The sequence below is a fragment of the Moraxella osloensis genome, assembly GCF_001553955.1.
Lineage (GTDB): Bacteria > Pseudomonadota > Gammaproteobacteria > Pseudomonadales > Moraxellaceae > Faucicola > Faucicola osloensis.
On the sequence record NZ_CP014234.1, the window covers coordinates 715,404 to 742,362 of the forward strand.

Sequence of the window (26,959 nt, forward strand, 5' to 3'; positions counted from 1 at the left end):
CCTGCTATTTTTTTTTCAATGTTTTATCAGACGCTAAAGGAAACTTGAATGAGTCAACCGTCTTTTCAATCATTTGCTGATTTATTCCAATCATCAGAATTTATTCATCGTCATATTGGCATTAGCCAAGATGAAAAAGAAGCAATGCTAAAAGCCGTCGGCGCTGACAGCATGGCAAGCTTTATTGAACAGACGGTGCCAGCTTCTGTACGTCTTAACAAAGAGTTAGATTTACCCTTAAGTATGACTGAGCATGATGCCTTGGCAAAGTTGCGCGGGTTGGCGGATAAAATCAAGGTCAATAAAAGCTATATTGGCTTAGGCTATTATCCGACTCGCCTACCTGCGGTGATTCAACGTAATGTGCTTGAAAACCCAGGCTGGTACACGGCTTATACCCCTTATCAAGCGGAGATTGCCCAAGGTCGCTTAGAGGCATTACTCAACTTCCAACAAGTTTGTATTGACTTATCAGGTCTTGAATTGGCGGGCGCAAGTTTGCTTGATGAAGCGACGGCGGCGGCTGAAGCGATGGCGATGGCAAAACGCGTCGGTAAAAGTAAATCTAACCAGTTTTTTGTTGATAGCCGTATCTATCCACAAACCTTAGATGTCATCAAAACCCGTGCCAAGTATTTTGGTTGGGATATAGTGGTCGGTGATTTTGACGTTGCCAAGAATGGCGATTTCTTTGGCGCAATTTTCCAGTACGTGGGTAGCGAAGGCGATGTGGTTGATTTAACTGATATCATCAGTGCAGTCAAAGCCAAAGGCACGCAGACAATCGTTGCCGCGGATGTGATGAGTCTGGTACTTCTTAAATCACCGGGCAGCATGGGTGCGGATGTGGCACTGGGTAACACCCAGCGCTTTGGCGTGCCGATGGGCTTTGGTGGTCCACACGCGGCTTATTTTGCCTTTAAAGACAGTGCCAAGCGTTCTGCCCCAGGTCGTATCATTGGCGTATCGGTGGATGCTCAAGGTAAACAAGCCTTGCGTATGGCACTACAAACCCGTGAGCAACATATCCGCCGCGAAAAAGCCAACTCAAATATTTGTACATCGCAAGTATTACTGGCAAATTTGGCTGGGATGTATGCGGTGTATCATGGTCCTGAAGGCGTGAAACGTATCGCCACCCGCATTCATGCGTTAGCAAGCGCTTTTGCCCAAGCCATCAAACAAGCTGGCATGTCGATTGTGCATGAGCAGTTTTTTGATACCGTGCTCATCAATACCCAAGGTCAAACTGAGCAAATCTATCAAAATGCCCTTAATATCGGCTATAACCTGCGCAAAGTAGACGATAATCATATCGCCATTGCCTTTAATGAAACCAGTGATGCGGCAGATTTTGGTGTACTCACGCAGTTATTTACAGGCGTAGCCGCTCAATTACCCGATGATATCAGCTTGTCTTTGCCAGCGTCATTGCTACGTACCGATGCGATTTTAAGTCATCCTGTGTTTAATCGTTATCACACCGAACATGAAATGCTGCGTTATTTGAAAAAGCTAGAAAACAAAGACTTGGCGATGAATCATAGTATGATTTCGCTGGGTAGCTGTACCATGAAACTTAACGCCACTAGCGAAATGCTACCGATTACTTGGAATGAATTTGCCAATGTGCACCCATTTGCACCTCGTGAACAAGTGGGCGGCTATATTGAAATGATTGAAGGCCTGCAAGAGCAGCTCAAAGCCATCACAGGGTTTGACGCTATCTCTATGCAGCCAAATTCAGGCGCGTCAGGCGAGTACGCAGGACTATTGGCGATTCGTCGTTATCATGAAAGCTTAGGTCAACCCAACCGTCATATCTGCCTGATTCCGCGCTCCGCGCACGGCACCAATCCTGCCACGGCGCAAATGATGGGGATGGAAGTCGTCGTGGTAGCCACCGATGAGCGTGGTAACGTTGATATTGCCGACTTGACCCAAAAAGCGCAAAAATACAGTGACAATCTGGGTGCCTTGATGATTACCTACCCTTCAACACACGGTGTGTTTGAAGAAGGTATCCGTGATATCTGTGATTTAATTCATGAGCACGGCGGTCAAGTATATATGGATGGCGCTAACATGAACGCGCAGGTCAGCATGATGCAGCCTGCGGATGTCGGTGCTGACGTGCTACACATGAATTTGCACAAAACCTTCTGTATTCCACACGGCGGCGGCGGTCCTGGCATGGGTCCTATTGGCATGAAATCACATTTGGCGCCTTTTATTGCTAACCACGTCGTATCTGCGGTGCCCAATGCCCAAGATGGCATGAGTGCGGTATCGGCTGCCCCGTTTGGTTCAGCCAGCATTTTGCCTATCTCATGGATGTATATCACCATGATGGGTCGTGATGGCTTGGTGCAAGCGACAGAAGCTGCGCTATTAAATGCCAATTACACCGCTATGAAATTAAAAGACCATTACCCCGTACTTTATAGTGGTGAAAATGGTCGCGTCGCCCATGAATGTATCATTGACATCCGCCCACTAAAAGCCGAAACAGGCATCACCGAAGTTGATATCGCCAAACGCTTAATGGATTACGGGTTTCATGCGCCTACCATGTCTTTCCCTGTGGCAGGTACTTTGATGATTGAGCCCACTGAGTCAGAAAGCAAAGAAGAGCTAGACCGCTTTATCTCAGCCTTAATTCAAATCAAAGCTGAGGCGATGAAAGTTAAAAACGGTGACTGGCCAGCAGATAACAACCCGCTAGTGAACGCACCACACACCGCACAGGTGGTGACCGGTGACTGGGATCGTCCATACAGCCGTGAAGAAGCCGCCTATCCACTGGCGTATGTACGCGACAATAAGTTTTGGCCATCGGTGAGCCGTATCGATGATGTGTATGGCGACAAAAACTTAATCTGCTCTTGCCCCGATATCTCAAGCTATGAGAATGGTGAAATCGCAGAGTAAACCTCAATCAACACTCACCGTATTTTTTACAAAAGCCATGCAAAAATGTGTGGCTTTTTGCTATAAAGCCAATTGCGAGTCAAAACAATTCTGCTATGATGCAGGGGACTCAAAAAAATTGTAATCACCACGCGTGACTTTAAACCCATCATAAGTCAAGGATGACATTATGTTTAGTACCATTGCGATTATTATTTCGCTCTTTCTATTAATGTATTTTGCCTATCGCGGCTATTCTGTATTAATTTTAGCACCCTTGATGGCAACCCTAGCGGTTGCGCTATCGGGTGATATTCTAAGCTCACTGCCTATCTATACCACCGTTTTTATGAAAGCGTTGAGTGGCTTTTTATTGAAGTTTTTTCCCATATTTTTGCTAGGGGCGGTGTTTGGTCAGCTCATGGCAGATTCTGGGGCTGCCACAGCGATTGCCAGAACGGTGGTTAGCAAATTAGGCGCGAATAAAGCCATACTGGCTGTGGTTTTGGTTTGTGCGATTTTAACCTATGGCGGTGTGTCGCTGTTTGTGGTAGCTTTTGCTATTTATCCGATTGCTAAAGATTTGTTCAAGTCAGCAGAGGTACCAAAAAGGCTAATTCCAGGGGCGATTGCGTTAGGGTCATTTACCTTTACCATGACGGCGTTACCCGGGACACCTGCCATCCAAAACGCCATTCCCATTCCCTATTACGGTACCAATGCCTTCGCCGCACCTATACTGGGTATTATTGGTTCGCTTGTGATGTTTGGCTTGGGCATGTTGTGGTTGCAACGACGCGCCCATAGCGCCAAAACGGCTGGCGAGGGATATGGTATTCATGAAGATGATGAGCTGCACGCTGATAACTTAGACCCCCATCACACCTCTTTTATGGTGGCGATGATTCCTTTGGTATTGGTGATCGGCATCAATGCCTTGTTAACGTACGCGGTTTTTCCGAATATGGATTTCTCTGCACTGCAAGCGCAGTTTAAAGACTTGGATATCAAGGGCGCTTTGGGACTTTGGTCCATCATTATCGCTTTAGTCACCGCTATTATTGCGTTGATTGTGCTGCGCTTGGGCAAATGGACGAACTTGCAACACAGTCTTAATAAAGGCAGTTACAGCTCCATGTTGCCTATTTTTAATACAGGCTCAGAAGTCGGTTATGGTGCGGTAATTGCGACATTGGCGGGTTTTGCGGTGTTACGAGATAGCGTGTTAAATCTATCGCCCAATAACCCATTAATCTCAGAAGCCGTGGCTATGACTATCTTAGCGGGCATCACCGGTTCTTCTTCTGGCGGCTTGAGTATCGCACTGCCCATTTTAGGCAAAGAATATTTGGCGCAGGCAGTGGCGCATGGGATAAGTCCTGAGTTATTGCATCGTGTCGCGGTGATGGCAGCAGGTGGCTTAGACACGCTACCGCATAGTGGTGCGGTGATTACGTTATTTGCCATTTGCCATCTGACCCACAAGCAATCTTATAAAGATGTCGCCATGGTGACGATGGCAATTCCGCTGATTGCGGTGACGGTGGTTATTGCTTTGGGTACCATGTTTGGTTCTTTTTAAGCGGTTTATTTTTAATCGGTTTATTTTTAAGCCATTTAGTAGTAAAAAATCCCACTCAGTGGTGGGATTTTTTATTTATTCAGCGGTCGTTTCATGCTCGCTAGATGGCGGGTTATTGGCAATCACCGTATCTAAAATGGGTAAAATCTCTGCCATAATCCACGCTTTGCGCCAGCCACTCAGCCAAGGGCTTAATGCCGGTTTTTCTGCTGCGACAGCATAAGCATACAGCTCTGACAGCCATTTTTTTCGCATCAATACTGTCTCATCAATTGACAGGGTTTGCCCATGCTGCTTAATCGCTTTTTCCAGTTGTTTTTGCACATCGCTAGACAGACTACGATACGGTAAAGGCAATAAAGCTGGATAGGCTGCGTCATCTTCTTTTCGTACCTTATCAATCAGCGTCAAAATCTCTTGCCCATACATGCGAATCACATTAGGCTTGATACTGGTAAAACCTAGCTGCTTCATGCTAAAAGGCGGTTTTTCGACGATTTCACGGAGCGCCTGCGGGCGCAGGATAAAAGTGCGTGGTCTATTGATTGATTTGGCAAGTTGTTCGCGCCATTCGCACAGCGTTTGCAGCATGGCGAGTTGCTCGCGATTATCGCGGTAATCAGCGACACTCAAATACAAAGCGTTATCAGGCGTGCTAAAGTTGGCAAAAATTTCTTGGGTATAGCTTTGGCAGTCTTCAACCGCGTATTGCCATAAACCTTGTTCGGTCAACTGTTTCTTGATGGCCGCAAACATCGGCAATAAATAACGCACATCATCTACCGCATAGCTTTCTTGCTCAGGCGTTAATGGGCGCTGCAACCAATCTGATTGGCTTTCACCTTTATCCACATGCACAGCAATCGTTTCTTGCAGCGATTTTTGATAGCCAAGCGAGTTTTCACCGGTCAAAAAACCCAAACCAATTTGGGTATCAAACACATTGCGCAGCGCAGGCAAGTTGGAGAGTAAGTAATAAATCCCCAAATCTTCACCACACGCATGTAATACCACGGTGGGTATATCCGCTAACACTTCCCAAAATTCTTCTAAATACAGCTTGGGCGCGTCAATCAAATAAATCGCTTTGCCTGTATTGATTTGAATCAGCGCAAGAATAGGAAAAAAAGTGTCGCGCTTGATAAACTCAGTGTCTAACGCAATGGTATCGACTTGCTCTAGGTCATCGAGCAGGGCAAAAAGCGCGTCCTGAGTTTTCACCCAATGGATTGGCAAGTCATGAAGTTGTTGTAATTGGGCTTGGCTTAACGGGTTCTGGATGAGCATAACTTGGGTCTTGTGGGCGGATAATTTAAGCGTATTTTATGATGAATCTAGGATTTTGTCTTGTCAAACTGATGAAAAGATTTTATAACCGTCCACGATTTTGCAGCGCTTGACCCAGTGTCATGCTATCTAAATACTCAAGCTCACCGCCCATCGGAATCCCTTGGGCAATCCGGCTGATATGAGTGACGTAAGGCTTGACCGCTTCACTGATAAAATGCGCGGTGGTTTGCCCTTCTACCGTGGTACTGGTTGCCAAGATGATTTCTTCCACCGGGGTTTGCGCGGCTTGGTGCTGCTTTAACAGCCCAATCAGCTGATTGATGCCAAGCTGCTCCACACCAATGCCATCAATGGGTGATAAATGCCCGCCAAGCACAAAGTATTTGCCATTAAACCCAGCGGTTTGCTCGATTGCCATCATGTCTGCTGCCGTCTCTACGATACAAAGCACGCGCTCATTGCGGCGCGGATCGCTACATATCGGGCAAATATCCTCATCTGATAAACCACGGCATACTTGGCATTGCTTGATATCATGCATCGCCACAATCAACGCTTCGCCCAATGCTTGACCTTGCGGGCGTTTATAGCTGAGCAAATGCAGTGCCATCCGCTGGGCAGATTTGGGTCCGACCCCGGGTAGCACTTTGAGTTGTTTTACAAGTTCATCAAATTTTGGCGTAAGCATAGGCGCATTCTTATAAACATGATAAAAAATAAAAAAAGCTGGCTGAAAAATAAAAAAGCTGACAATCAATTATCAGCTTTTTATCGGGGTTTGACTACCTAATCGCAAGGCAATTTTCCACTATTTTACAGCGCTACTTATAGCCTTACTGGATAGCCCTAGTGGGTTTAAAATAAACCATTCATCCCTGGTGGTAAACCCATGCCATTGGTGGCACTCGCCATTTCAGTCTCATGTAGTTCATCAGCCTGACGCACGGCATCATTGATAGCAGCCGCAATCAAATCTTCAATCATATCAGGGTCATCTTGCAGTAGGCTTGGATCGATTGATAAACGTTTGACCACATGGCGACCATTCATGGTGACTTTCACCAAGCCACTACCCGCTTCGGCATGCACTTCTTTTTCTGCCAGTTTTTTCTTGGCGTTTTCAACGTTTTTTTCGACTTGCTTTTGCATCATTTGCGCTTGTTGCATGAGAGCTTGTAAGTTCATAAGTGTTCCTGTTTGTTTCTAATGTTGGTGGCTCATTGTAGCGAATTTGACCGCAAACTGTCTATTGCTAATCGTTAGTGCATACTGCTAACCTAAAACTGCTAACCTAAAACTGCTAACCTAAAACTGCTAACCTAAAACTGCTAACCTAAAACTGCTAACATAAAACTGCTAACATAAAAATGCTAAAATAACCTTACTACCATAAACCCATTAACAGCAAAAAACTATGACTATGACAACAAATACACCCCAATCGCTAGAGGTCGCTCTCTATAAAGCCGCTGATGTTATTAAATATGCGCAAAATATTGCCATCCTGACGGGGGCAGGCGTTTCGGCTGAAAGTGGCATTTCGACTTTTCGGGATAAACTTACCGGACTGTGGCAACACTACCAAGCCGAATATTTGGTCAGCATTCAAGCGTTTGAAAAGGAACCTGCCTTAGTGTGGCAATGGCACCAATGGTGGCGTGGACAAATCGCCGATAAACAGCCCAATCCTGCCCATTTTGCATTAGGTAAATGGCAAGCTTTGGCAAAACAGCAAGGCAAAACTTGGACACTGTTTAGCCAAAATGTCGACAGTCTGCATGAGCAAGGCGGTGCCACGGTGGCAAAACTGCATGGCGATTTAGCCAAAAATCGTTGTCATGATTGCGGCAAGCCGTATGACAAAGCCATTGCTGTCACAGATACTGAGTTAAAGCATTGTGAATGCGGCGGCTTGATTCGCCCGGATATTGTGTGGTTTGGCGAGATGTTGCCCCAGGACGCTTGGCAAACGGCAGAAACGGCAACGCTCAATTGTGACGTATTGGTGAGTATCGGCACATCAAGCGTGGTCTATCCTGCGGCGGGCTTGATTGATTTGGCAAAACAACAGGGCGCAACCGTCATTGAGATTAATCCCAAGCCAACCCAGACACCCGAAGTTGATATCGTACTACAAGGCAAAGCGGGGAAAATATTGCCTTTATTGGTCAATGCGCTGAAATAAAAAAGCCAGATAAAAAAACACAATAAAACAGTGATATAAAAAAGCCAGTAAATTTTGCTACTGGCTTTTTTATCTGGCTAATGGCTTTTGGATTTTGGCTTTTGGCTTTATATCAGGCGAGTGTATCCAAACCGCGTTTTAAATCAGCGATAATATCATCGACATCTTCAAGCCCCACCGAGAAGCGAATTAAGCCTTCGCTCACGCCCGCCTCGATTCTTGCTTCAGGTGTCATGCGAAAATGTGTGGTCGTCGCAGGATGGGTAATGGTGCTTTTGGCATCGCCTAGGTTATTGGTAATCGAAATCATGTTGGTACTATCGATAACATGCCAGGCTGCCGCTTGGTCAGCCACCTCAAAGCCAATAATGGCGCCAAACGCACCGCCTTGCACATTTTTGAGTGCCGTGTGTTGGCGTTTGGCGATGTCATGGGATGGGTGATCGGGCAAGCCTGAAAAATGCACTTTGCTGACTTTTGGGTGATTGTGCAAAAATTTAGCGATTTGATTGGCATTTTCACAGTGGGCTTTCATACGCAGTGACAAGGTTTCTAGACCCTTTAGCAACACCCACGCATTAAATGGCGATAGACTAATTCCGCCGGTACGCACTACACCAAAGGCTTTTTCCATCAATTCATTGTTACCAACCAACGCACCGCCTAGCACACGGCCTTGACCGTCAATATATTTACTGGCGGAATGCAATACCACATCCGCCCCCAACATTAAAGGTTTTTGAATGGCTGGGGTAGCAAAGCAGTTATCGACGATTAATAGCGCATCGTGGTCATGCGCCAGCCTTGATAAAAAACTTAAATCGGCAATTTGCGCCAAAGGATTGGAGGGGCTTTCGCAGTACAGCACCTTGGTATTTGGCTGCATCGCCTGTTGCCAAGCGTCATTATCAAAGCAATCGACATAACTCACCTCGACGCCAAATGCTTTAAAGTAGGTATCAAACAGGGCGACGGATGAGCCAAATAATTGCTTGGCGGCTAGCAGATGGTCACCGGCTTGCAAGTACGCCAAACACATGGTCAAAATCGCGCCCATGCCTGATGCGGTTGCCACGCAGCGCTCGCCTTCCTCTAATGCTGCCAATCTACGCTCAAAAGCGCGCACGGTTGGATTGGTATGGCGCGAGTAAACATTGCCTTTTTTATTGCCATTAAAATGGTCGGCGGCATCGGCGGCATTGTTGTATACGTAGGAGCTAGTGGTAAAAATCGCTTCGTTATGTTCGCCTTCATCGGTACGGTGGTAACCGCCGCGCACGGCGATGGTTTGGTCGGCATAGTCTAGGCTTAAATCAAGTGCATCACTTTGCCAGTTGGGGTCTAATTGGGTCATAATGTTACATCTTTTGTGCATCAAATAAATTATGATAGCATAAGTTGGATTTGACGGTGGCTTTCAAGTCAGTATTTTATGCAAAAACGCCATGACAAGTAACTTTTCTTAGGTGAGTGCCACGTTAATCAGTGATTTTTTAAAAGGATTCAGGCTTTGGTAGCAGCATTTTATTCAGTATCTGTTGGCTTTGTCAAATTAGTATTGGTCACCTTGGCATCGCAAAAACTCACGCCCAAAATTGTGACGTTTTGCTTGCCATTGCTATTTACGCTGCTACTTACGCTACTGACCGCTTGCCAAATGTTGCCGAACAATCCCCATATCACCGCTACGCCAACTGTATCAACGCAGCTGACAGGTGCGCAAAAATTTTCCGAAAAATCGCGTATCCAAGGTCAGTATTTAATCAGCCGTATCAGTGCTAGCAAAAACCCCTCACCGAGCAAATTTTCCGGTTATTATCCGCTAATTGATAGCAGTGATGCGTTCGCCTCACGCAGTATTTTGACCGAAATGGCTCAGCAGACCATCGATATCCAATACTATATTTGGCACAACGATGCAGCAGGACAACTGATGCTTAAAGACTTGTACCAAGCTGCCAATCGTGGTGTCAAAGTACGACTGTTACTCGATGATTTGAACACCAATCCGGAACTTGACCAACAACTACTTGCCTTTGCTGCGCATGCTAATATCCAAGTGCGATTGATTAACCCCAAATTGGTGCGTAGCTTTACCCCCGCCAATTTTGTGGTAGCCCTGCCCCGCTACCAACGCCGCATGCACAATAAAAGCATGACCTTTGACCGCCAGTTATCCATCATTGGTGGGCGCAATATTGGCGATGAATATCTGCGTAAAGATAGCATTGCTGAGTTTGCTGATTTGGATGTTTTGCTTGCCGGCAAAGTGGTCAACCAAATCAATGAGAGTTTTGAAGATTATTGGGATAGTCCTCTATCGTATGATATCGAGCGTTTGGTCAGACCCTCAAAAAACCCCGATCGTAATAAAAGCGATGAGCCATTTTTGGGGACTTTGACTGCGATTGCACCGGTCAACAGCCAGTCCCATCTGCATAAAAGCTCGCAACTTTATCGGGTACAAAATGGCGCGATAGTCGATAAACAACTGTATAACAAAAAAATCCAATTTCGTTGGCAACCAATGGAATTTTTGGCAGATGATGTCAAAAAACTACTCAACCAAGATGATAAAGATAGCCGATTGGTATCACAGCTTCGGGCACGTATTGGCACCCCAAAACAGCAATTCACCATTGTCTCATCGTATTTTGTGCCCACTGACTTGGGCGTACTGCAACTAAGCAAACTCATGGAAAACGGGGTAAAAATCAATATTTTTACCAACTCGTATGAATCAACCGATGTGCCTATCGTGCATTCAGGGTATAACGTGGCACGCGTGCCGATGCTCAAAGCGGGAATTGCGCTTTATGAGCTAAAATCCTCTGCCGATGCAGACTTTCGCCGCAAAAAACGTAGTTTATATCGCAGTAAATACAGCACCAGTTTGCATACCAAAGCCTTTGCGGTGGATGACAAATACACCTTTATCGGTTCTTACAATGTGGATCCGCGCTCTGCCAACATCAATACTGAGCTTGGCGTGCTGATTGAAGATAAAGCGCTTGCCACATCCTTTCATAATACGTTTGATAATTCCATGCTTAATGTCAGTTACCGCGTCCATCTTAACGATGATGAACAACTGATTTGGCAAACCCATGATGATAAAACCAATAAAAAGCTTATCACATTGGATAAAGAGCCGCACATGACGTTTGTCAATAGACTTTGGCTAAATATTTTTTCTGCCTTGCCATTTAAGCGCTTATTATAAGCGGCTATATTACAAAAAACACACATTTTTGCTAGTAAAAATAGTATCAAAATCACTATAGTATGCGGTTTCAAAAAGTAATATATCTCAACTGTTAAATCATGACATATGCTTGTAATATTTATTTAAATAATTAAATTTATTACAGTTTTGATAATTTAGTGTTCAATTTGTCAAGTGATTTAATTTATCAGGTGAATACTGACGAATTTAATTCTTTAGCGCGTTAAGTAACCTATCTGTCCATTGATTATAAAGCGTGCAAACCTTTAGCCAGCTTCTAAGTGATATTGTCGACTATGCCATTTTTTCATGATGCCAACGAAGAAATTAGGGATTTAAATCGCTACGAAAAAAACGTGGTGTATTTAACGATTTTTGGGGCTTTTTTTGCTTCCTTTGATTTTACGATTTATTTTTATTTTAATGATAGTATCAATCAAGCTTTTTTCCCAGAAAATATGCCCGAGTCGTTAAAGTCGATTTGTTTTTTGCTGCTGATTTTAGCCGGTTATATGTCAAGACCGCTAGGCGGTTTGATATTGGGTGATATCGGCGATCGCTATGGCAGAAAGCATGTGTTGCTGTATAGTTTGCTGTTGGTGGGTGCGTCTGGTTTAGTGATTGCCTGTTTGCCTACCTATCATCATATTGGTGTGGCAGCGATTGTTCTCATGCTATTATTGCGTTTAATTCAAGGCTTTGGCTATGGGGCTGAGGTGCCCGCTTCATGGGTATACATTGCTGAGCATATGCCACGGCGTCAATTAGGGTCAGTGTGTGGCGGTCTTATCAGTGCACTGATTTTGTCGACTTTGATGGGCAATCTTTTAAGCGCCACCTTATCAAATATGCTCACCCCTACCCAGATGCAATCGTATGGTTGGCGTATTCCTTTTGTCATCGCCAGTATCGGTATGCTATTTGCGGTGCTGTTACGAGCCAAGCTTGAAGAAACCCCGCTTTGGCTGATGGCTAAGTCTGAAAATCGCTTGGTTAAACGTCTACCGATACGCCGAGCTATTATCAAATACCGTTATGGTACGGTGATGACGCTGGGTTTGTCCTGGTTTACCGCCAGTGTTTATTTGACGATTTATCTGCTTTTGCCGATTTTGGGCATCCAGTTTTTTGATGTCGATACCAGTTTGATGATGATATCCAATGGGGTGGGTATTATCTTTGGTGGATTGGGGGCTTTAACCTATGGTTATTTTGCCGATCGCTTTAACCCAGGTCGTGTATTTACTTTAGGCTGTATATTTTTAAGCATTGCCAGTGTTGTTTTCTTTGTTTCACTGAAAGACAGTAGTGAGTTACTACTGATTAACTATGCGATTTTAGGATTTTTCTCTGGCGTGATTGGCTTAGTCCCAAGTATTTGTGTGCGTCTGTTTCCGGTTGGTGTACGCCTAAGTGGTATTAGCTTTAGCTATAACGTGGCGTATGCATTGGCAGGCGCATTATTGCCTGTGCTATTGGTTTATTTTTCACGTAAATTAATGCTTTCAAGCGCCTTGTATCTGGTGTTTGTCTGTGTGATTGGCATTATCATGGGTATGTTGTTGACCAACTTGCATGGTTTGTATCGCATGGAAGATAAGCGGCTGATGAATTCTTGAGTTTTTTCATCGCTGATGTTTGTTTTACCCTCGCTTTTTTAGCGCCCGCTTTTATTGATTAGCTGACAGATTAGCTATAGATTAGCCATTTTTTTTGAATATTTGCCGATGACCCTGCCTATGACCCTGCCTTTGAATACCATGCAGCATAAACGATTGTCCACCGCACCGATGATTGATTGGAGTACACGCGATTACTGTTACTTTGCTCGGTTATTCAATCCTTATACTTACCTTTATACTGAAATGATCAGTACCTCGGCGATATTGCAGGGAGATACAGACTATCAGCTGCGATTTTATCCCAATGAACATCCCTTGGTGCTTCAGCTGGGCGGCTCGAATCCTGAGGAATTGGCGCGCTGTGCAAAAATCGGACAGGAATACGGTTACGATGAAATCAACCTAAATGTCGGCTGTCCGTCCGATCGGGTACAACATTACAAAATCGGGGCGTGTTTGATGGCAGAGCCCAAATTGGTGGCAGATATTGTCTCTGCGATGCGTGATGCGGTGGATATTCCCGTCACTGTCAAGCATCGTATTGGCATTGATAATTTTGATAGTTATGAGTTTATGGCGGATTTTGTAGATCATGTGGTGAAAGCAGGTTGTCAGCATGTCATCGTCCATGCGCGCACCGCTTGGCTACAAGGCTTAAGCCCTAAACAAAATCGTGAAATTCCGCCGCTTCGCTATGAGGATGTGTACCGCTTAAAGCAGGATTTTCCCGATGTATTCGTGGAAATTAATGGCGGTATCACCACTATTGATGCAATCAAAACCCATCTGACGAAAGTCGATGGTGTGATGATTGGGCGTGAAGCTTATCATAATCCTTATATTCTAGCCGAAGCCATGCAGCTGTGGGGCAAGCCTGTGCCTAGCCGAGCGGATATTTTTTATCAGTTACTGGATTTTTTGGCAGCCAGTGACGCGCGTGGCACACCGTTGACGGTCATTATGCGCCATTATTTGGGCTTGTTTCAAGGATTGACAGGCAGTCGTAAATGGCGTCAGGCGCTTAGCGGGCAAAAATCCCTCTCGGTTGCCCAAGTTCGTGAAGCCGGTGAAGCGGTATTGGCGTTGAATGCGGGTTAAAAGTGCGGGCTAAAAGTTAGCTGAAAAAGACTAGCCGTATAAATACTGCGCCATCGCCAAGCCATTATTCATCATATGCAACACCACAGGCAATAACAGTGAGCCTGACATGATACGCCCATAGCTAAATAACATCGCTAGACAAAAAATCCCCAACAACTCGACCACACCGTATTGCATATGAATTACCGCAAATACAATACTGGTTAGCACACTGGCGCCCCACATACCAAGCTTTGAGCTGGCAAGCCCTGTCCACATAAACCCGCGAAATATCACTTCTTCATAAATCGGCGCAAATACCACCATCGCCAGCACAAGAAGCCAGCGTGGATGCGCGGACTCGGCAAGATTGTCCATAAACATCATGGGCTCGCGACCCAACCAGACGGTGACTAGGTTGATGATAACATTTAGCACAATCAGCAGCGCGCTACATTGTAACAACTGATACCAAGTAAAGGGCTTGAGGGCAAGATAATCTTTGATACGGCTGTTTTTAAATCGGATAAACAAATAAACGCAGCCTATCACCATGGCTAAGGTAAAGCCTAGCGATAGACTCATTAAGGTGCCGTTTTCACTGCCCTGCAACACTTTTTCAGCGATATCCAAATTTGCGGCATCTTGTAGCACCCATGGTGCAAATAACACCACGCCAATCAATTGACTGGCAAAAAACACCGCCAATAACACCATAGATAGCACGATGGTCTTTGGTAAATCGTAAATGGGGGTGCTAGGCTGTAATGATAAATTTTGCACATTAAACCCTTTAATGGATATTTGTGTTGTTAGTGGATATCATGATTGACTGAGTGAATAAGCGCTTTGATTCGTTCAACCGTACTGGCTGGGTATTCTAACGGGAACATATGCCCGCCTTCATGCACTTCAAAATCAATGCCCATACGCTGTTTGACCAGCGCAGGAAACCCTCGCTTAAGAAACAGGCTATCTTTACCAATTATTTGCTTGGCAGGGACAGCCGGCGGATGGTTAGGTTTTTGCCAGTAAAGCGAGGGGTTGGTACGAAATACCGCCACTTCCACCGCTTTTGGAATGGTAAGCGTCACTTGCCCATCTGCGGTATCCGTCAAGCCATAACGAATAAAATCATTAAAACAGCGCTCATCAAAATGTCGATAGAATGCTTTATGTCGCAGATGCTCGTAGGCGACTTCACGGCTTGGCCACGTGTCACGGCGATGGCTTGATAGACCTGCAGGCGTGAGCCTATCTACCAACCGTGGGCTAAAGCGTTTTGCCCAATGTAGTGCCATCGAATAGTAGCCATGAATGAGCGGTGGGTCTAAAGCAATCACTTGGCTAAATAGCTCGGGCGCTTGATAGCTGGCTTGCAGCGTACACAATGCGCCAAGCGAATGCCCCAGCCCGATGACCTTGGTTTGCCCGCGCGCGCTTAGGTGCGCTTGGATGCTATCAATCACTTGCTCGGTCAGTTTTTGCCAATGATTATCAACCGGATAACGCGGGTCAATGCCTAATGCTGGAATATAGACAATATCAAATTCATCACTCAGCAAATCAAACAGATATTGATAGCTACGTGATGGAATACCATTGGCATGCGCGAAGTGTATCAGCGGTTTTTGCCCTATCCCTGCTGTATCTATTATGCCCCCTGTCCCTGTTGCTAGCGTTGGCGCAGAAGGCAAACGATTGGCTAATGGATGCTGGCTCGTCTCAGATGACATGGTTATTGCATTCCTTTATCATTTGCAGCCGCGTGGGTTAATTGGCTAGCAAAGCCTTTGGAGACCGTTTCGCCAAACCCATAGCCGATTTGGCTAGCAAATTTACCGAACACTTTTTTCACTGGGTCTTCTGGGTTATATTGTACTACATTGTCTAGTTTTAGCTGAGACTCAAGGGTGCTGATGCCGCCTTTTTTATCCGCCAAACCAAGATTAATCGCTTGCTCACCACTCCAGAATAACCCTGAAAAAAGCTGATTGGCGTCAGGATTTTTGAGGCGATTGCCGCGACCTTGTTTGACAGCATTGATAAAATGGGCGTGGGTGTTATCAAGGACACTTTGGACATGTTGGCGCTCAAATTCGGAGAGCGGGCGACTCATGCTTAAAATATCTTTGTGCGCACCGGCTGTCATGGTGCCATCTTTAATGCCTAGTTTATCCATCAAACCTTGGACATTGTAGCTTGGCATAATCACGCCGATTGAGCCGACCAAGCTTGAGGGATTGACCCAAATTTCATCTGCCGCAGATGCGATATAATACGCGCCTGAAGCGCCCATATCTTCGATAACGGCATACAGTTTTTTGTTAGGATGGGCTTTTCTCAATTCGGTCATGGTTTGCCAGATTTCATCGGATTGTACAGGCGAGCCACCCGGTGAGTTGATGCGTAACGCCACCGCTTGCGCTTGGTCGTTGTTAAACGCTTCCGTCAATGCCTCGCCCACCGCTTGACTATTGGCTTCATTGTCGCTGCTGATGACGCCTTTGACATCGATGACGGCTAAATGCGGTTTGCTCATACCGATATTACTCACGCCACTTTTGGCAGAGCCACTACAGCCTTTTGCCACCGCCGCGCCAAATAGCAGCACATAGCCCAAGGTGATAAGCTTAAAGAAAATACCCCAGCGTCTTGCACGGCGCTGCTCCACAAGGCTTGCCATGAGGGTTTTTTCTAGCAATTGCCATTCTTTGCCTGCGTATGGCGCATTGGGTGGCAAGTTTTGCGTATGGTTTGGATGAACAGGTGGCTTTGATTGTGAGGGTTGGTTGGGATCGGGTGGCCAATTATCTGACATAAAAGTTCCTTAGCAATAGGTAATTTACCGCCCATGATAGGGGGAAGCGGTCAAAATTACAATCACTGCCTTGTAGCCAAATCGTCAACTATCATTCCGTATCATCTGGGGTGAGCGTGTAAATTACCGCACCCACTTGATCGGCATACAGGACTTCAAACAGGTGGTCTGCAGGCTTATCCACTGACCAACTAGCCAGCGATAATTGGCTATCTTCAGCCAGTTTTTGCGACTTATATGCGCCTGTGACCACATGCAGTAAGGAAGGTTTTGTCAACGCTAGCCACGATGGTTTAATGGATAACGTATAAGGCTGAATGAGTAAATGCGTCGCCGATACCGTGCATAATTTTTCAGTCATTTGCATGGCGATATCACTATTACCTGCCAACATCAGCACATCGTAGGGTTTGCTAGTTGGGGGCATAAAACGGATGCGAATATAACAGGTTTGGGTCGCTCGCTTTTGCTCATCGGTTAAGGCTAAATCCAACTGCCATCCCGACACCGCTGTCACTTCCAAGCCATCTTGTTGCCAACGTTGGGCGGTTTGGCAACTGCGAGGTGTAATCGCACGAAAATTTGTAGATACAGCCTTATCTGTCACATCAAGCCTGCTGTGTTCGGCATCATACCCTGCCAGCCAGTAGGCTTGAACAGGTACATGGGTTGCCAGTTGTTGAACCAGCTCATTGACGCGGACACTGGGCGTTTGACTAATCACCCCAGTCAATCGGTGAACCTGCTGATTTGCCAACAGCGGATAAATATCACGGTTCAACAGCGAACTGATTTCTTCATCAACTGCAACATTACGGATAGCTGGTTTGGTTTTCAAAAAATTGGGTTTATCCGCCTGCGCGGCTTTGACTTGGTTATCGGACAAAATCAGCCAGCTATCATCGCCTTTCTTTAACAAACTGATTACCAGTTTAGGGTTATCACCAACTGCCAGAGTCGGCTGGTTGTTATTTAAGCTTCGCTGCTGCAGTGGCAATAATATCAATAAGATAGCCAGTGGCAATATAAGCATTCTAGGCAACAAGCCTTTTAACAACCCCAGTAGCGCAATTAACAAACACAGGGCAAGCTGGGTTTGTGACAAGGCGAAAAATGATTGTTTGGCAACACCCGTGTCGACAATCTGGTTGAGCAAAAAGTGAAACCCGTCAAGCAGACTGGCTAGCAGCGACCAAATAATTTGACTTAGCCAATCGCCCGCCACAGGTAGCCAACTAACAACGCCTGCCAACATATCCAAGGGTACAACCACTAAGCCTAAAAATGGTACGGCTAGCAAGTTTACCAAAATGCCAATGACAGATACTTTGCCAAAAAACCACACCACGATAGGCAGCATCCAAACAAACAGCCAAATTTGTAGTTTTAATAACGCCTTGAATTGATGGCTTATAATTTTAACAAAACCACTCAGCACATCGCTGCGTGCAGTAGGCGCTAGTAACTGACTAACATCTTTAATTTCAATGGCGCTAACTGTCCCTATTGTCTCGCTAAATTTCAACAGTAAAACCACCGCTACAAAGGATAACCAAAACCCTGCTTGCCCGACTGCCGTCGGTTCTAGCCAAATCATGCCTAGCGCAGCCCAAGCCAACAGCCGATAAGCAGAAAAATTAACCAATAACTGTTTCGACAGCGTGAGCAGTAACAGCATCCAAAATGTCCGCTGGGCAGGTATTTCAAAACCCACCAGCAGCGCATAAAACCCTGCCATCACCACACTCACCCAAAGCACCAATAAACTACTCGGTAATTTGACCAACAACTGCGGCGCAAACCACTTAACGAGCCATAATACAAAAACAGATATGATAGCGGCGAGCATCAGCACATGCGGGCCTGAAATTGCTAATAAATGGCTAATCCCCGTGACTTGGTAGCGATTCTTAAGGTCGCTATCCATCAGGCTTTTATCACCCGTTAACAGTCCCAATAAGATTGCATGGCTTTGGATAGCGCTTTGACCAGAACTTTGGGTAGAAGTTTCACCAGAGCTTTTAAGCACGGGTTGGGCATTATCGTTTTTAGCATTGGCTATAGCGGTGGATTGTTTCAGCAGGGTTGTATGCAAATTGGCGAGGATTTTTTGGCGTAGTTGCCAGCGCAATTTTTCAATAGCAATAACCATACGGTCTTTCACATGGGATGGGTTAAATTCCCGTAGGCTCGTTTTTTCAATACCGATGATCACCCCCTTTGCTTGCACGCCCCGCTGTCTTAACCATTGCGCTTCATCGAATCCTAGCCTGAGCGGTTTGGCATTGCTGGGTAAACTTGTAGACTTAGGCTTTGCGATGGGCTCAAGCTGTAATTTTACGTTAAGCTGCATGCCAGGTCTTAGCTGAGATAAGGGCGCTTCCCAATCAGGGTTGTCTTTGATGTTAGCGGTAATGAGTGCCGTTAGCGGTGGTTGAGGGGTTGATGGCGATGCACCAGCATCGCCGTCCTTATCAATGCGGACTTGCAGGATTTGTTTGATAAAACCATTGCCAATTAGGGCGTTATCATTTGGTAATGGGCGCATTTGGCTCACCGTATCGCTGATTTGATGCGATTCAACGATGGCATCCACTGTGAGCGCTGAGGGCAATAACGCGTTTTGATACAGCTTGTAATGATAGAAACCATAACTGGCACTCAACATGAGCGTCAGCAAAAAGATAAAACTTGCTAACAGCGGCAAGGTAAAACGGTAGGCGAATGCAGGGTTTGGTGACGCTCGTTTTAGCTGTTTACGCTTGCAGCCATGGTATAAACCTACATTGATTAGCAGCGCTATCACCAGGGCTACTGATAGCACAGACCAAATTTTTGCATCATAACTGGCTAGCGCAGAACCTGTCATCAAGGGTTGATTTGCTAGCGTATTTACCACTAAAAACCCCAACAAACTGGCAACCGTGATGAGCCAAATCATGTTTCAGCCTTGATAAAGATAGCGATAGCTCGCTACTTCCCTTACAATTATCGAATGAACGATATAGTAAAACAAATAGCAACTTTTGGAAATTATTAATCGATGTTGACTCAATTTAGTAGCGGCAATGACAAAACCTCAGCCGTAAGGAAAAAAACTATCCAAATCACTCTAGGGATTGCAGGATTGATACTGGTTGTTGACTGCGGGCTATTGCTGGCCAATCGTGTTTTTCATATTGGCACCCTAGTGCCATTGGGCATCGGGCTAATTTTTTTAGGCCATGCGGTATATTGGGAGCGTATCCAACTTTATTTAGCGTCACAGCCGTCATTAAAAAAATTATGGCAGCTAGTTTGGCTACTATTTTTTGTCTGGTTGATAAGTTTTTGTGTCTTTGTCAGCTATTTAAAACAGCACTTTAACACCGATAACCATCCTAAGGCGGCGCAAGCGATTATTGTCTTAGGTGGCGGAACCAAAGACAATAAGCCGACTGATGCGGTAAAACTGCGTTTGGATAAAGCATCTGAAGTCATCAAACGTTTTACAAACGCACTGGTGATAACCAGTGGGGGTTTTGACGCGGGGGAGGATGTCAGTGAAGCCAAAGCGATGGCGGACTATTTACATGACACCTATGGCATCAGCTTGGCGCATATTGCGCTTGAAGAACAAAGCACCAGTACCGAGCTCAACTTTGTCCATAGTAAAAAGATTTTAGCGCAGCAAGGGATTGCCTTAAATCAGCCGATAATCGCAGTCACCAGTGATTTTCACACCTTGCGCGCAAGCCTTATTGGCAAACGACAAGGATATACCAATTTACAGGTGGTCGGGTCTGACACCCCTTGGTATATCCGTCCAAATGTGTGGTTTCGCGAATACTTTGCTTTTATCAGCGGCTGGCTACTCGATGAGTATTAAGCCACCCACGTGCCATTTTGTAACGCCAATTGTTTATCCGCCAACTGTGCCAATTGCCGGTCATGAGTGACCATCAACAGCGCGGTATTAAAATCTTTTTGTAGCTCCGAGAGGATTTCAAATACTGCCTGTGCATTGGCGTAGTCTAAGTTCCCTGTGGGTTCATCAGCCAGTATCAATGAAGGCTTTGTCACCAGCGCTCTAGCAATCGCCACCCGTTGACGTTCACCGCCAGATAACTCGCCTGGGCGATGGGTCAGCCGATGCCCCAGTCCTACTTTTTCCAATAATTCAATAGACTGTTGACGCGCTACTGCGATTGGCACTGCTTTTCGCATCAATAGCGGCATTGCCACATTTTCAATCGCAGTAAACTCCGCCAACAAATGGTGAAACTGATAAATAAATCCCAAATATTGGTTACGAAGCTCACCGCGCTGGGTTTCATTCAAATCATTGATGCGTTGCCCATGTAGCCAAACCTCCCCACTGGTCGGCACATCTAAGCCACCCAAGATATGTAGCAAGGTACTTTTACCCGACCCGCTCGTGCCAACAATGGCGATTCGCTCGCCACTGTTAATACTGATATCCAAATGATTGAGCACATTCGTGGTGGTTTTACCATCTTGATAGGTCTTGGTGATATTTTTTCCTATTAAAATCGCCGTCATGGCTCACTCCTATTCATAACGCAATGTTTGAGCCGGTTGAATGCTAGCTGCTCGGCGTGCTGGGTAAATGGTTGCCACAAAACTTATTACCAGTGAGGCTGCCACGATGATGGATACGTCTTTCCATTCAAGTTGTGACGGTAAATAGTTGACAAAATAGGCATCAAATAAATGTAACCCAAATAAACTATTGATGCCGCCTACCACATCGCTCACGGTCAACGCTAAAATCACGCCCAAAATAGTTCCCGCGACGGTACCAATCACCCCGATAAACAATCCTTGCACCATAAACACTTGGGTGATGAGCTTAGGCGACGCACCAAAGGTTTTTAAAATCGCGATGTCCGCCTTTTTATCAGTCACCAGCATCACCAAGGATGAGACGATGTTAAATGCAGCAACCAAAATAATCAAAAACAGAAGCAACCCCACCATGGCTTTTTCCATTTGGATGGCACCAAATAAATTCCCATGCGTCGATGTCCAGTCACTAGGCACAAGCATATTGGGTGCAATGCTCGCTGCTTGCTGAGCCACTTGTGGTGCGGCAAACAAATCCTTTAACTTCATGCGAATACCTTGCGCCCCTGCAGGCAGACGCAGTAGGGTCGCCGCATCATTCATCGAGATAAATGCCATAATATTGTTGACTTCAGGGCTGATATCATATACCCCAGTGACGGTAAAACGCTTAAAGCGCGGAATCACCCCAGCAGGCGATGGTGAGGCTTCTGGCAATACTAGCGTGACCATATCGCCTTGTTTCACCCCCAGTGAATCCGCCATTTGCTTGCCAATCACAATGTCAAATTGACCACCTTTTAGACTATCGATACTCCCACTTTCCATATGCTGATGAATAATCGAGACTTTTTTCTCATAGCTTGGCTCAATACCTGTCACCATGATACCAGCAACTTGTCCATTTGCGGTAAGCATACCCTGTAATTGGATAAAAGGCGCAACGGCTTCAACTTTGGGGTTTTTTTGAATCGTTTGCGCCAGCGTCTGCCAATCTGGGATAATTTCACTGGCAGTGACGGTGGCTTGCGGCACCATCCCCAAAATACGACTCTTGAGCTCGCGGTCAAAGCCATTCATCACCGATAACACGGTAATGAGCACCGCAACGCCAAGCGTCAAACCCACCATTGAAATCAAAGAAATAAAAGAAATAAATCGGTTACTTCGCTCAGCACGGGTATACCGTAATCCTAAAAACAAAGCCAACGGTCGAAACATAGCATTCCTAAAAATTATCATTATTTTGATGATACAAGCAGGCAATGAAATAACTTATTTCAAAACTATTATTCAAGCCTGCCAAAAGCGTGATAGTCTGACACATTTTTTTACCGTTTTGGCAAAAGTTTTTTTGCAATTTTGCTAAAAATTCGCAGAATCAAACATATCTGCGCAATAAATTGTGGATGTTTTAAGCAAAATAAGGTGAAAAAATTCTGCATGTCCCCATTAACATAGCAGAATTAAATTTCATCCCTGCTTAATCAAGGGTTAATCTGTTGTTAACAGATAGCTTCATAGAGGCTACTCGTTGATTTAATCGGGATGATTTGAAGGCTGATATTAGCCTATTGATAGCTGATAATGTAATCATTAAAATTTTGATAAATATCGTGACAGCTGTTTAGTTTATTAAGTGTGTTTGCAACATAAGCTTGTTGTTACTGATAAACCTGTTGTTACTTAAAGGACGTCTTATGACCAATACTCACCAACCCCCTTCTTCAAATGCCCCCAATACGATTAGTCTAAACTGTGATCAAGTGGTTGGTCATGCAGATCACTGGTCATGTTTTACCAACAACATTGCCGATGACGTCCCAAATTGGTTGCAATCGCATATCGATACTGCCACTCTCCCTACCCCACTAAAGACTACCAACGCCACGCCTTCGCATATTTTACTATCGGGTAATCAGCCAATTCATGTCAATCAAGTGATTGAGATTGATAGCAATCGCTCACCCAAACGTTTGATTAATGCGTTTCCTTGTGTCAATAGTCCGTATGGGCAGTGGGTCACTATTGAAGGTATCTATAAATGTAACAATCAGATAGAGGCGATTTTGCGCTTAAAAACTGATGACAATACCGTGTTATATGTATTTGACCAGTATTATGCCATCAATGCGCACAACTATGAAAAAAATCACCGCTACTTAATCAATCTGAGTGCATTTGCTTACAGCGTGAGTTTGAGTAACCGCTCAGAAACCATTGTGGTTGATGAGCCTGAAGCGATTCGTTATCACCGCGCTTTTAATGATATTTTGACCAAAAATAATAACGTTGCCCCAAAAGACCTTGAAGCCCAAATCGCCGCTTGGCAACCTAGCGAAAACGATTTGCCGCTTGAGCCAATTGAAATCAACGTCGGTCATATGTGTGCTTATTTATTTGGTGAAACCATCGGTCAACAAGATGAAGCCTGGTGCCAGGGTCAAATTATTGGCAAACAGACTACCAGCTTTAACGGCGTTGACTTTGTATTACTTGACGTGGTGATACTACGTGAAAGCCTTGATAATCCTGTCGTTATTCGTTTAGCGGTCAATGCCGATAACATCGATGCGGCGATTCAGGTCAACGATTATATTCAAGCCAATATTTGGCTACAGGGGACTATTTTTATGGAAAACCAGAAAAAAGCCGTCACCAATTACAAAGCGTTTTAAGCCATTTCCCACTAAAATCATGGGTTAATTTTCTTAAAGCCACTGCCGACTATGACAGTGGCTTTGTTATTTTGTAAATAAATGTAAATCTAGCACGTTATTTTATTTAATTCATTGAATTGACTACAATTTTATATTATCGTTATTTTAAGTTTAATTTAAATCAATTTTTATCAATCAACGTCATGAATCCTATAGCGGCTCAGTTATAAATCCTATAGTGGCTCAATCGCCTACCCAACATTAGCCGCTAATGTTTTGTGAGTGTTCTATCAGTTATTTTGGGAAGATGACCCATGCCAAATCAGTCGACTAAATCCGCAGTTTCTACTTCAGACGCTATCCAAGCCCAGACTGGATTGGTAAATCACCGCCCACTATCTGCTCAAACGACCCTAACTACCCAAACGACCTTAGCCACGCAAACTAGCTTGGTCAATGGTCTGATGGTTTATACCACAGGTTTGCTACTGTACCCCGCCCAAGCAGGCGATAAAAAAAATCACCGAATGTTATCGATGATTTTTTTTGTGCTCGGGGTGTTAGTGATATTTCGCTTAACACACGGATAAGGCTCGCAATATCCTAAATTATTTGATTAGCCCGATTACACTTGTGTATTGGCTAAGATGTCTTTGAAAAGCTGTTTTTGCTCAGCGCTTGGGCTTGCGGTTTGGATAGACATTAATTGTCCCATATCGCCTTCGACGCGGATTTTGCCAGACATGAAGGCTTCCATTGCACGGTTCATATCACGATCTAAAAATATCGCTTTTAAGGTATCGGCATCCAGTTTTAAGGTGGTTAAAGCACCATCTTTTAAACCTTGATGAATCGTGCCATCATAAAAAGCGGCATTGACTTGTTGGTTGTCGCTATCTGTGACTTGTAAATTAATCGACATATTTTTAATCGCAGGGGGTAGATTTAGGTCACCGGCGTTGTTGGTTAATTCGTCAACTTTATCAAACCATTCTTGTGTTAAAATTTTAGCCATTTTAAATCCTCATTATTGTTAGTTGTATTAAAACTTGTGCATCTTACCGAGATTTTGTATGAATGACAATTCTCTAACGCATGATAAACCTATTTATAGCACAACGACAATGGCGCTCGGTTAACCATTTTTAGCATTGTTACTAAATAGTGTATGGGGTGTTAAAAAAATCCCCACAATTTACATGGTTTTTTTTATTTTTCATATTATAATAGTTGGTATGTAATTTTTTTTTGCGCTATGAACATTACATTAGATGATATTTAGCAAAGATTAAGTTACAATACTTGGTGAGAATCGTGAGTTTGAGCCTATTTTAGTGCTTGTAAATTTACTGTTTTGCGTCAAGATTTAGCCGCTAATTTCTTTAAAATTCATCGTGAAACTAGCCACTAAATAGTTAGCCTATCTTATAAAAAAATAACTAGCGCCAACGTATCTGACCGGATAGTTTTATTGACAGGCACAAAGGAGATTTCTGCTTAAACTTGTTGATAATATAGGCTGTAAAGGAAATCATCGAATGAATTTACAAAACACAGCAATACCTATTACCGATGATTATGAAGTGGACATCATTAAGTTGTTCTCAATCATGGCGATAGTATATGGTATTATCGGTATGGCAATTGGGGTGTTCATTGCATCACAATTGGCATGGCCTGCCCTCAATTTTGGTATCCCTTGGCTAACATTTAGCCGTTTGCGTCCATTGCACACCAACGCGGTGATTTTTGCATTTGGTGGTTGTGCGTTATTCGCAACTTCATATTATATCGTTCAAAGAACGTGTAAAACGCGTTTATTCGCACCTTATCTAGCCTGGTTCACCTTTTGGGGATGGAATCTTGTTATTGTTGCCGCAATTATTACCCTACCTTTGGGTTTAACCTCGTCTAAAGAATATGCTGAGCTTGAATGGCCCATTGATATTTTAATTGCTGTGGTGTGGATATCTTATGCCATTGTGTTTTTTGGTACGTTATTGAAACGCAAAACCTCGCATATCTACGTTGCTAACTGGTTCTTTGCGGCATTTATTTTGACCATTGCGTTACTCCATATTGTCAATAGTATGGCAATCCCTGTGGGCTTGTGGAAGTCGTATTCGTTGTTTGGCGGTGCAACTGACGCTATGGTGCAATGGTGGTATGGTCACAACGCCGTAGGTTTTTACTTAACAGCCGCGTTTTTAGGTATGATGTATTATTTTGTGCCTGTACAAATCGGTCGTCCTATTTACTCTTATCGTTTATCTATCATCCACTTTTGGGCGTTAATTGCGTCTTATATGTGGGCGGGTGGTCACCATCTTCACTATTCAGCACTCCCTGACTGGGCACAGTCTTTAGGGATGGTATTCTCTATCATTTTATTTGCGCCTTCATGGGGCGGTATGATTAATGGTGTACTTACCTTATCTGGCAGCTGGGATAAACTTCGCACAGACCCTATTATTCGTTTCTTGATTGTTGCACTGTCATTCTATGCGATGTCAACGTTTGAAGGTCCGATGATGTCAATCAAAACCGTCAATGCGTTATCCCACAATACTGACTGGACCGTTGGTCACGTGCATTCTGGTGCGTTAGGCTGGGTTGGTATGATTACCGTTGGTTCATTATATGTATTAATTCCACGTCTTTGGAACAAACAAAAAATGTATTCAACTGACTTAATCACCGCGCATTTTTGGCTGGCTACCGCAGGTACTATTTTCTACATCGTATCGCTTTGGATTTCAGGTATTGGTCAAGGTATGATGTGGCGTGCTACAAATCCAGATGGAACGCTGGTGTATAGTTTCGTTGATACTGTCTTGTTCTCGCACTATCCTTACATTGGTCGTGCATTTGGTGGTTTCTTGTATGTCTCAGGTATGGTCGTCATGGCTTACAACGTCTACAAAACCATCACGATGCCAAGCACTAAAACTGTTGAAGTAGCGGATACCACTACACCTGTAGTAGAAACTGCTACCGCAAAACAGATTTAAGGAGAG

General features: G+C 44.6%; 21 protein-coding genes. 10 read left to right on the forward strand and 11 right to left on the reverse strand.

Annotated elements, in window-relative coordinates; genetic code table 11:
• Positions 1-48 precede the first annotated feature (48 nt).
• Both gcvP and AXE82_RS03115 read left to right on the forward strand, forming a co-directional pair.
• Positions 49-2,931 carry an aminomethyl-transferring glycine dehydrogenase gene (gcvP, locus tag AXE82_RS03110; RefSeq protein WP_062331325.1) on the forward strand — a complete coding sequence of 961 codons (2,883 nt, stop codon included), beginning with the start codon at positions 49-51 and terminating at the stop codon, positions 2,929-2,931.
• Between the two features lie 169 nt (positions 2,932-3,100).
• Positions 3,101-4,492 (forward strand): GntP family permease, encoded by a 1,392-nt coding sequence (locus tag AXE82_RS03115; protein ID WP_062331328.1) that lies wholly within the window; start codon positions 3,101-3,103, stop codon positions 4,490-4,492.
• 75 nt (positions 4,493-4,567) lie between these two features.
• Here AXE82_RS03115 and AXE82_RS03120 read toward each other — a convergent pair whose 3' ends face one another.
• From AXE82_RS03120 to AXE82_RS03130, 3 genes are all read right to left on the reverse strand, one after another.
• Positions 4,568-5,779 carry a ribonuclease D gene (locus AXE82_RS03120; protein ID WP_062331332.1) on the reverse strand — a complete coding sequence of 404 codons (1,212 nt, stop codon included), beginning with the start codon at positions 5,777-5,779 and terminating at the stop codon, positions 4,568-4,570.
• 82 nt (positions 5,780-5,861) lie between these two features.
• Positions 5,862-6,470 carry a recombination mediator RecR gene (gene recR, locus AXE82_RS03125; protein ID WP_007115924.1) on the reverse strand — a complete coding sequence of 203 codons (609 nt, stop codon included), beginning with the start codon at positions 6,468-6,470 and terminating at the stop codon, positions 5,862-5,864.
• A 167-nt stretch (positions 6,471-6,637) separates the two neighbouring features.
• Positions 6,638-6,967 (reverse strand): YbaB/EbfC family nucleoid-associated protein, encoded by a 330-nt coding sequence (locus tag AXE82_RS03130; protein WP_007115923.1) that lies wholly within the window; start codon positions 6,965-6,967, stop codon positions 6,638-6,640.
• A gap of 229 nt (positions 6,968-7,196) precedes the next feature.
• On the opposite strand from AXE82_RS03130, the gene AXE82_RS03135 reads away from it, so the two are divergent.
• Positions 7,197-7,967: an NAD-dependent deacylase gene (locus AXE82_RS03135; protein ID WP_228140540.1), complete on the forward strand. Its 771-nt coding sequence runs from the start codon at positions 7,197-7,199 to the stop codon at positions 7,965-7,967.
• A 112-nt stretch (positions 7,968-8,079) separates the two neighbouring features.
• Here the strand turns inward: AXE82_RS03135 and AXE82_RS03140 are convergent, their stop codons facing one another.
• A complete protein-coding gene (locus AXE82_RS03140) occupies positions 8,080-9,321 on the reverse strand; it encodes an O-succinylhomoserine sulfhydrylase (RefSeq protein ID WP_062331335.1) in 1,242 nt (413 codons plus the stop codon).
• Positions 9,322-9,477: 156 nt separating this feature from the next.
• Between AXE82_RS03140 and AXE82_RS03145 the strand changes: the two genes are divergently transcribed.
• From AXE82_RS03145 to dusA, 3 genes are all read left to right on the forward strand, one after another.
• Positions 9,478-11,190, forward strand: coding sequence for a phospholipase D family protein (locus AXE82_RS03145; protein ID WP_062331337.1), 1,713 nt, complete (start codon positions 9,478-9,480; stop codon positions 11,188-11,190).
• A gap of 299 nt (positions 11,191-11,489) precedes the next feature.
• Positions 11,490-12,812: an MFS transporter gene (locus tag AXE82_RS03150; RefSeq protein ID WP_062331339.1), complete on the forward strand. Its 1,323-nt coding sequence runs from the start codon at positions 11,490-11,492 to the stop codon at positions 12,810-12,812.
• Positions 12,813-12,932: 120 nt separating this feature from the next.
• Positions 12,933-13,913, forward strand: coding sequence for a tRNA dihydrouridine(20/20a) synthase DusA (gene dusA, locus AXE82_RS03155; protein WP_197931483.1), 981 nt, complete (start codon positions 12,933-12,935; stop codon positions 13,911-13,913).
• Positions 13,914-13,943: 30 nt separating this feature from the next.
• Here dusA and AXE82_RS03160 read toward each other — a convergent pair whose 3' ends face one another.
• From AXE82_RS03160 to AXE82_RS03175, 4 genes are all read right to left on the reverse strand, one after another.
• Complete coding sequence (locus AXE82_RS03160; protein ID WP_062331343.1) at positions 13,944-14,678, reverse strand: CPBP family intramembrane glutamic endopeptidase; 735 nt, start codon at positions 14,676-14,678, stop codon at positions 13,944-13,946.
• Between the two features lie 29 nt (positions 14,679-14,707).
• Complete coding sequence (locus AXE82_RS03165) at positions 14,708-15,535, reverse strand: alpha/beta fold hydrolase (RefSeq protein WP_062334734.1); 828 nt, start codon at positions 15,533-15,535, stop codon at positions 14,708-14,710.
• Positions 15,536-15,633: 98 nt separating this feature from the next.
• A complete protein-coding gene (sppA, locus tag AXE82_RS03170) occupies positions 15,634-16,716 on the reverse strand; it encodes a signal peptide peptidase SppA (protein ID WP_062331346.1) in 1,083 nt (360 codons plus the stop codon).
• A 91-nt stretch (positions 16,717-16,807) separates the two neighbouring features.
• The gene (locus AXE82_RS03175; RefSeq protein WP_062331349.1) at positions 16,808-19,657 is read right to left on the reverse strand and encodes a ComEC/Rec2 family competence protein; all 2,850 of its coding nucleotides are present in this window, start codon (positions 19,655-19,657) and stop codon (positions 16,808-16,810) included.
• Between the two features lie 102 nt (positions 19,658-19,759).
• Here AXE82_RS03175 and AXE82_RS03180 point away from each other — a divergent pair, with 102 nt between their 5' ends.
• Positions 19,760-20,584: a YdcF family protein gene (locus tag AXE82_RS03180; RefSeq protein WP_082741397.1), complete on the forward strand. Its 825-nt coding sequence runs from the start codon at positions 19,760-19,762 to the stop codon at positions 20,582-20,584.
• Here the strand turns inward: AXE82_RS03180 and lolD are convergent.
• Both lolD and AXE82_RS03190 read right to left on the reverse strand, forming a co-directional pair.
• Positions 20,581-21,258: a lipoprotein-releasing ABC transporter ATP-binding protein LolD gene (lolD, locus tag AXE82_RS03185; protein ID WP_062331352.1), complete on the reverse strand. Its 678-nt coding sequence runs from the start codon at positions 21,256-21,258 to the stop codon at positions 20,581-20,583. The two genes, AXE82_RS03180 and lolD, sit on opposite strands and share 4 nt — an antisense overlap.
• 9 nt (positions 21,259-21,267) lie before the next feature.
• The gene (locus AXE82_RS03190; RefSeq protein ID WP_062331356.1) at positions 21,268-22,503 is read right to left on the reverse strand and encodes a lipoprotein-releasing ABC transporter permease subunit; all 1,236 of its coding nucleotides are present in this window, start codon (positions 22,501-22,503) and stop codon (positions 21,268-21,270) included.
• Between the two features lie 479 nt (positions 22,504-22,982).
• Here AXE82_RS03190 and AXE82_RS03195 point away from each other — a divergent pair, with 479 nt between their 5' ends.
• The gene (locus AXE82_RS03195; protein WP_062331359.1) at positions 22,983-23,960 is read left to right on the forward strand and encodes a hypothetical protein; all 978 of its coding nucleotides are present in this window, start codon (positions 22,983-22,985) and stop codon (positions 23,958-23,960) included.
• Positions 23,961-24,256: 296 nt separating this feature from the next.
• On the forward strand, positions 24,257-24,532 hold the full coding sequence (locus AXE82_RS03200; RefSeq protein WP_062331361.1) for a hypothetical protein: 276 nt from the start codon (positions 24,257-24,259) through the stop codon (positions 24,530-24,532).
• Between the two features lie 35 nt (positions 24,533-24,567).
• On the opposite strand, the gene AXE82_RS03205 is transcribed toward AXE82_RS03200, so the two are convergent.
• Complete coding sequence (locus AXE82_RS03205) at positions 24,568-24,957, reverse strand: SCP2 sterol-binding domain-containing protein (protein WP_062331363.1); 390 nt, start codon at positions 24,955-24,957, stop codon at positions 24,568-24,570.
• 523 nt (positions 24,958-25,480) lie between these two features.
• On the opposite strand from AXE82_RS03205, the gene ccoN reads away from it, so the two are divergent.
• Positions 25,481-26,953: a cytochrome-c oxidase, cbb3-type subunit I gene (ccoN, locus tag AXE82_RS03210; protein WP_062331365.1), complete on the forward strand. Its 1,473-nt coding sequence runs from the start codon at positions 25,481-25,483 to the stop codon at positions 26,951-26,953.
• Positions 26,954-26,959 lie beyond the last annotated feature (6 nt).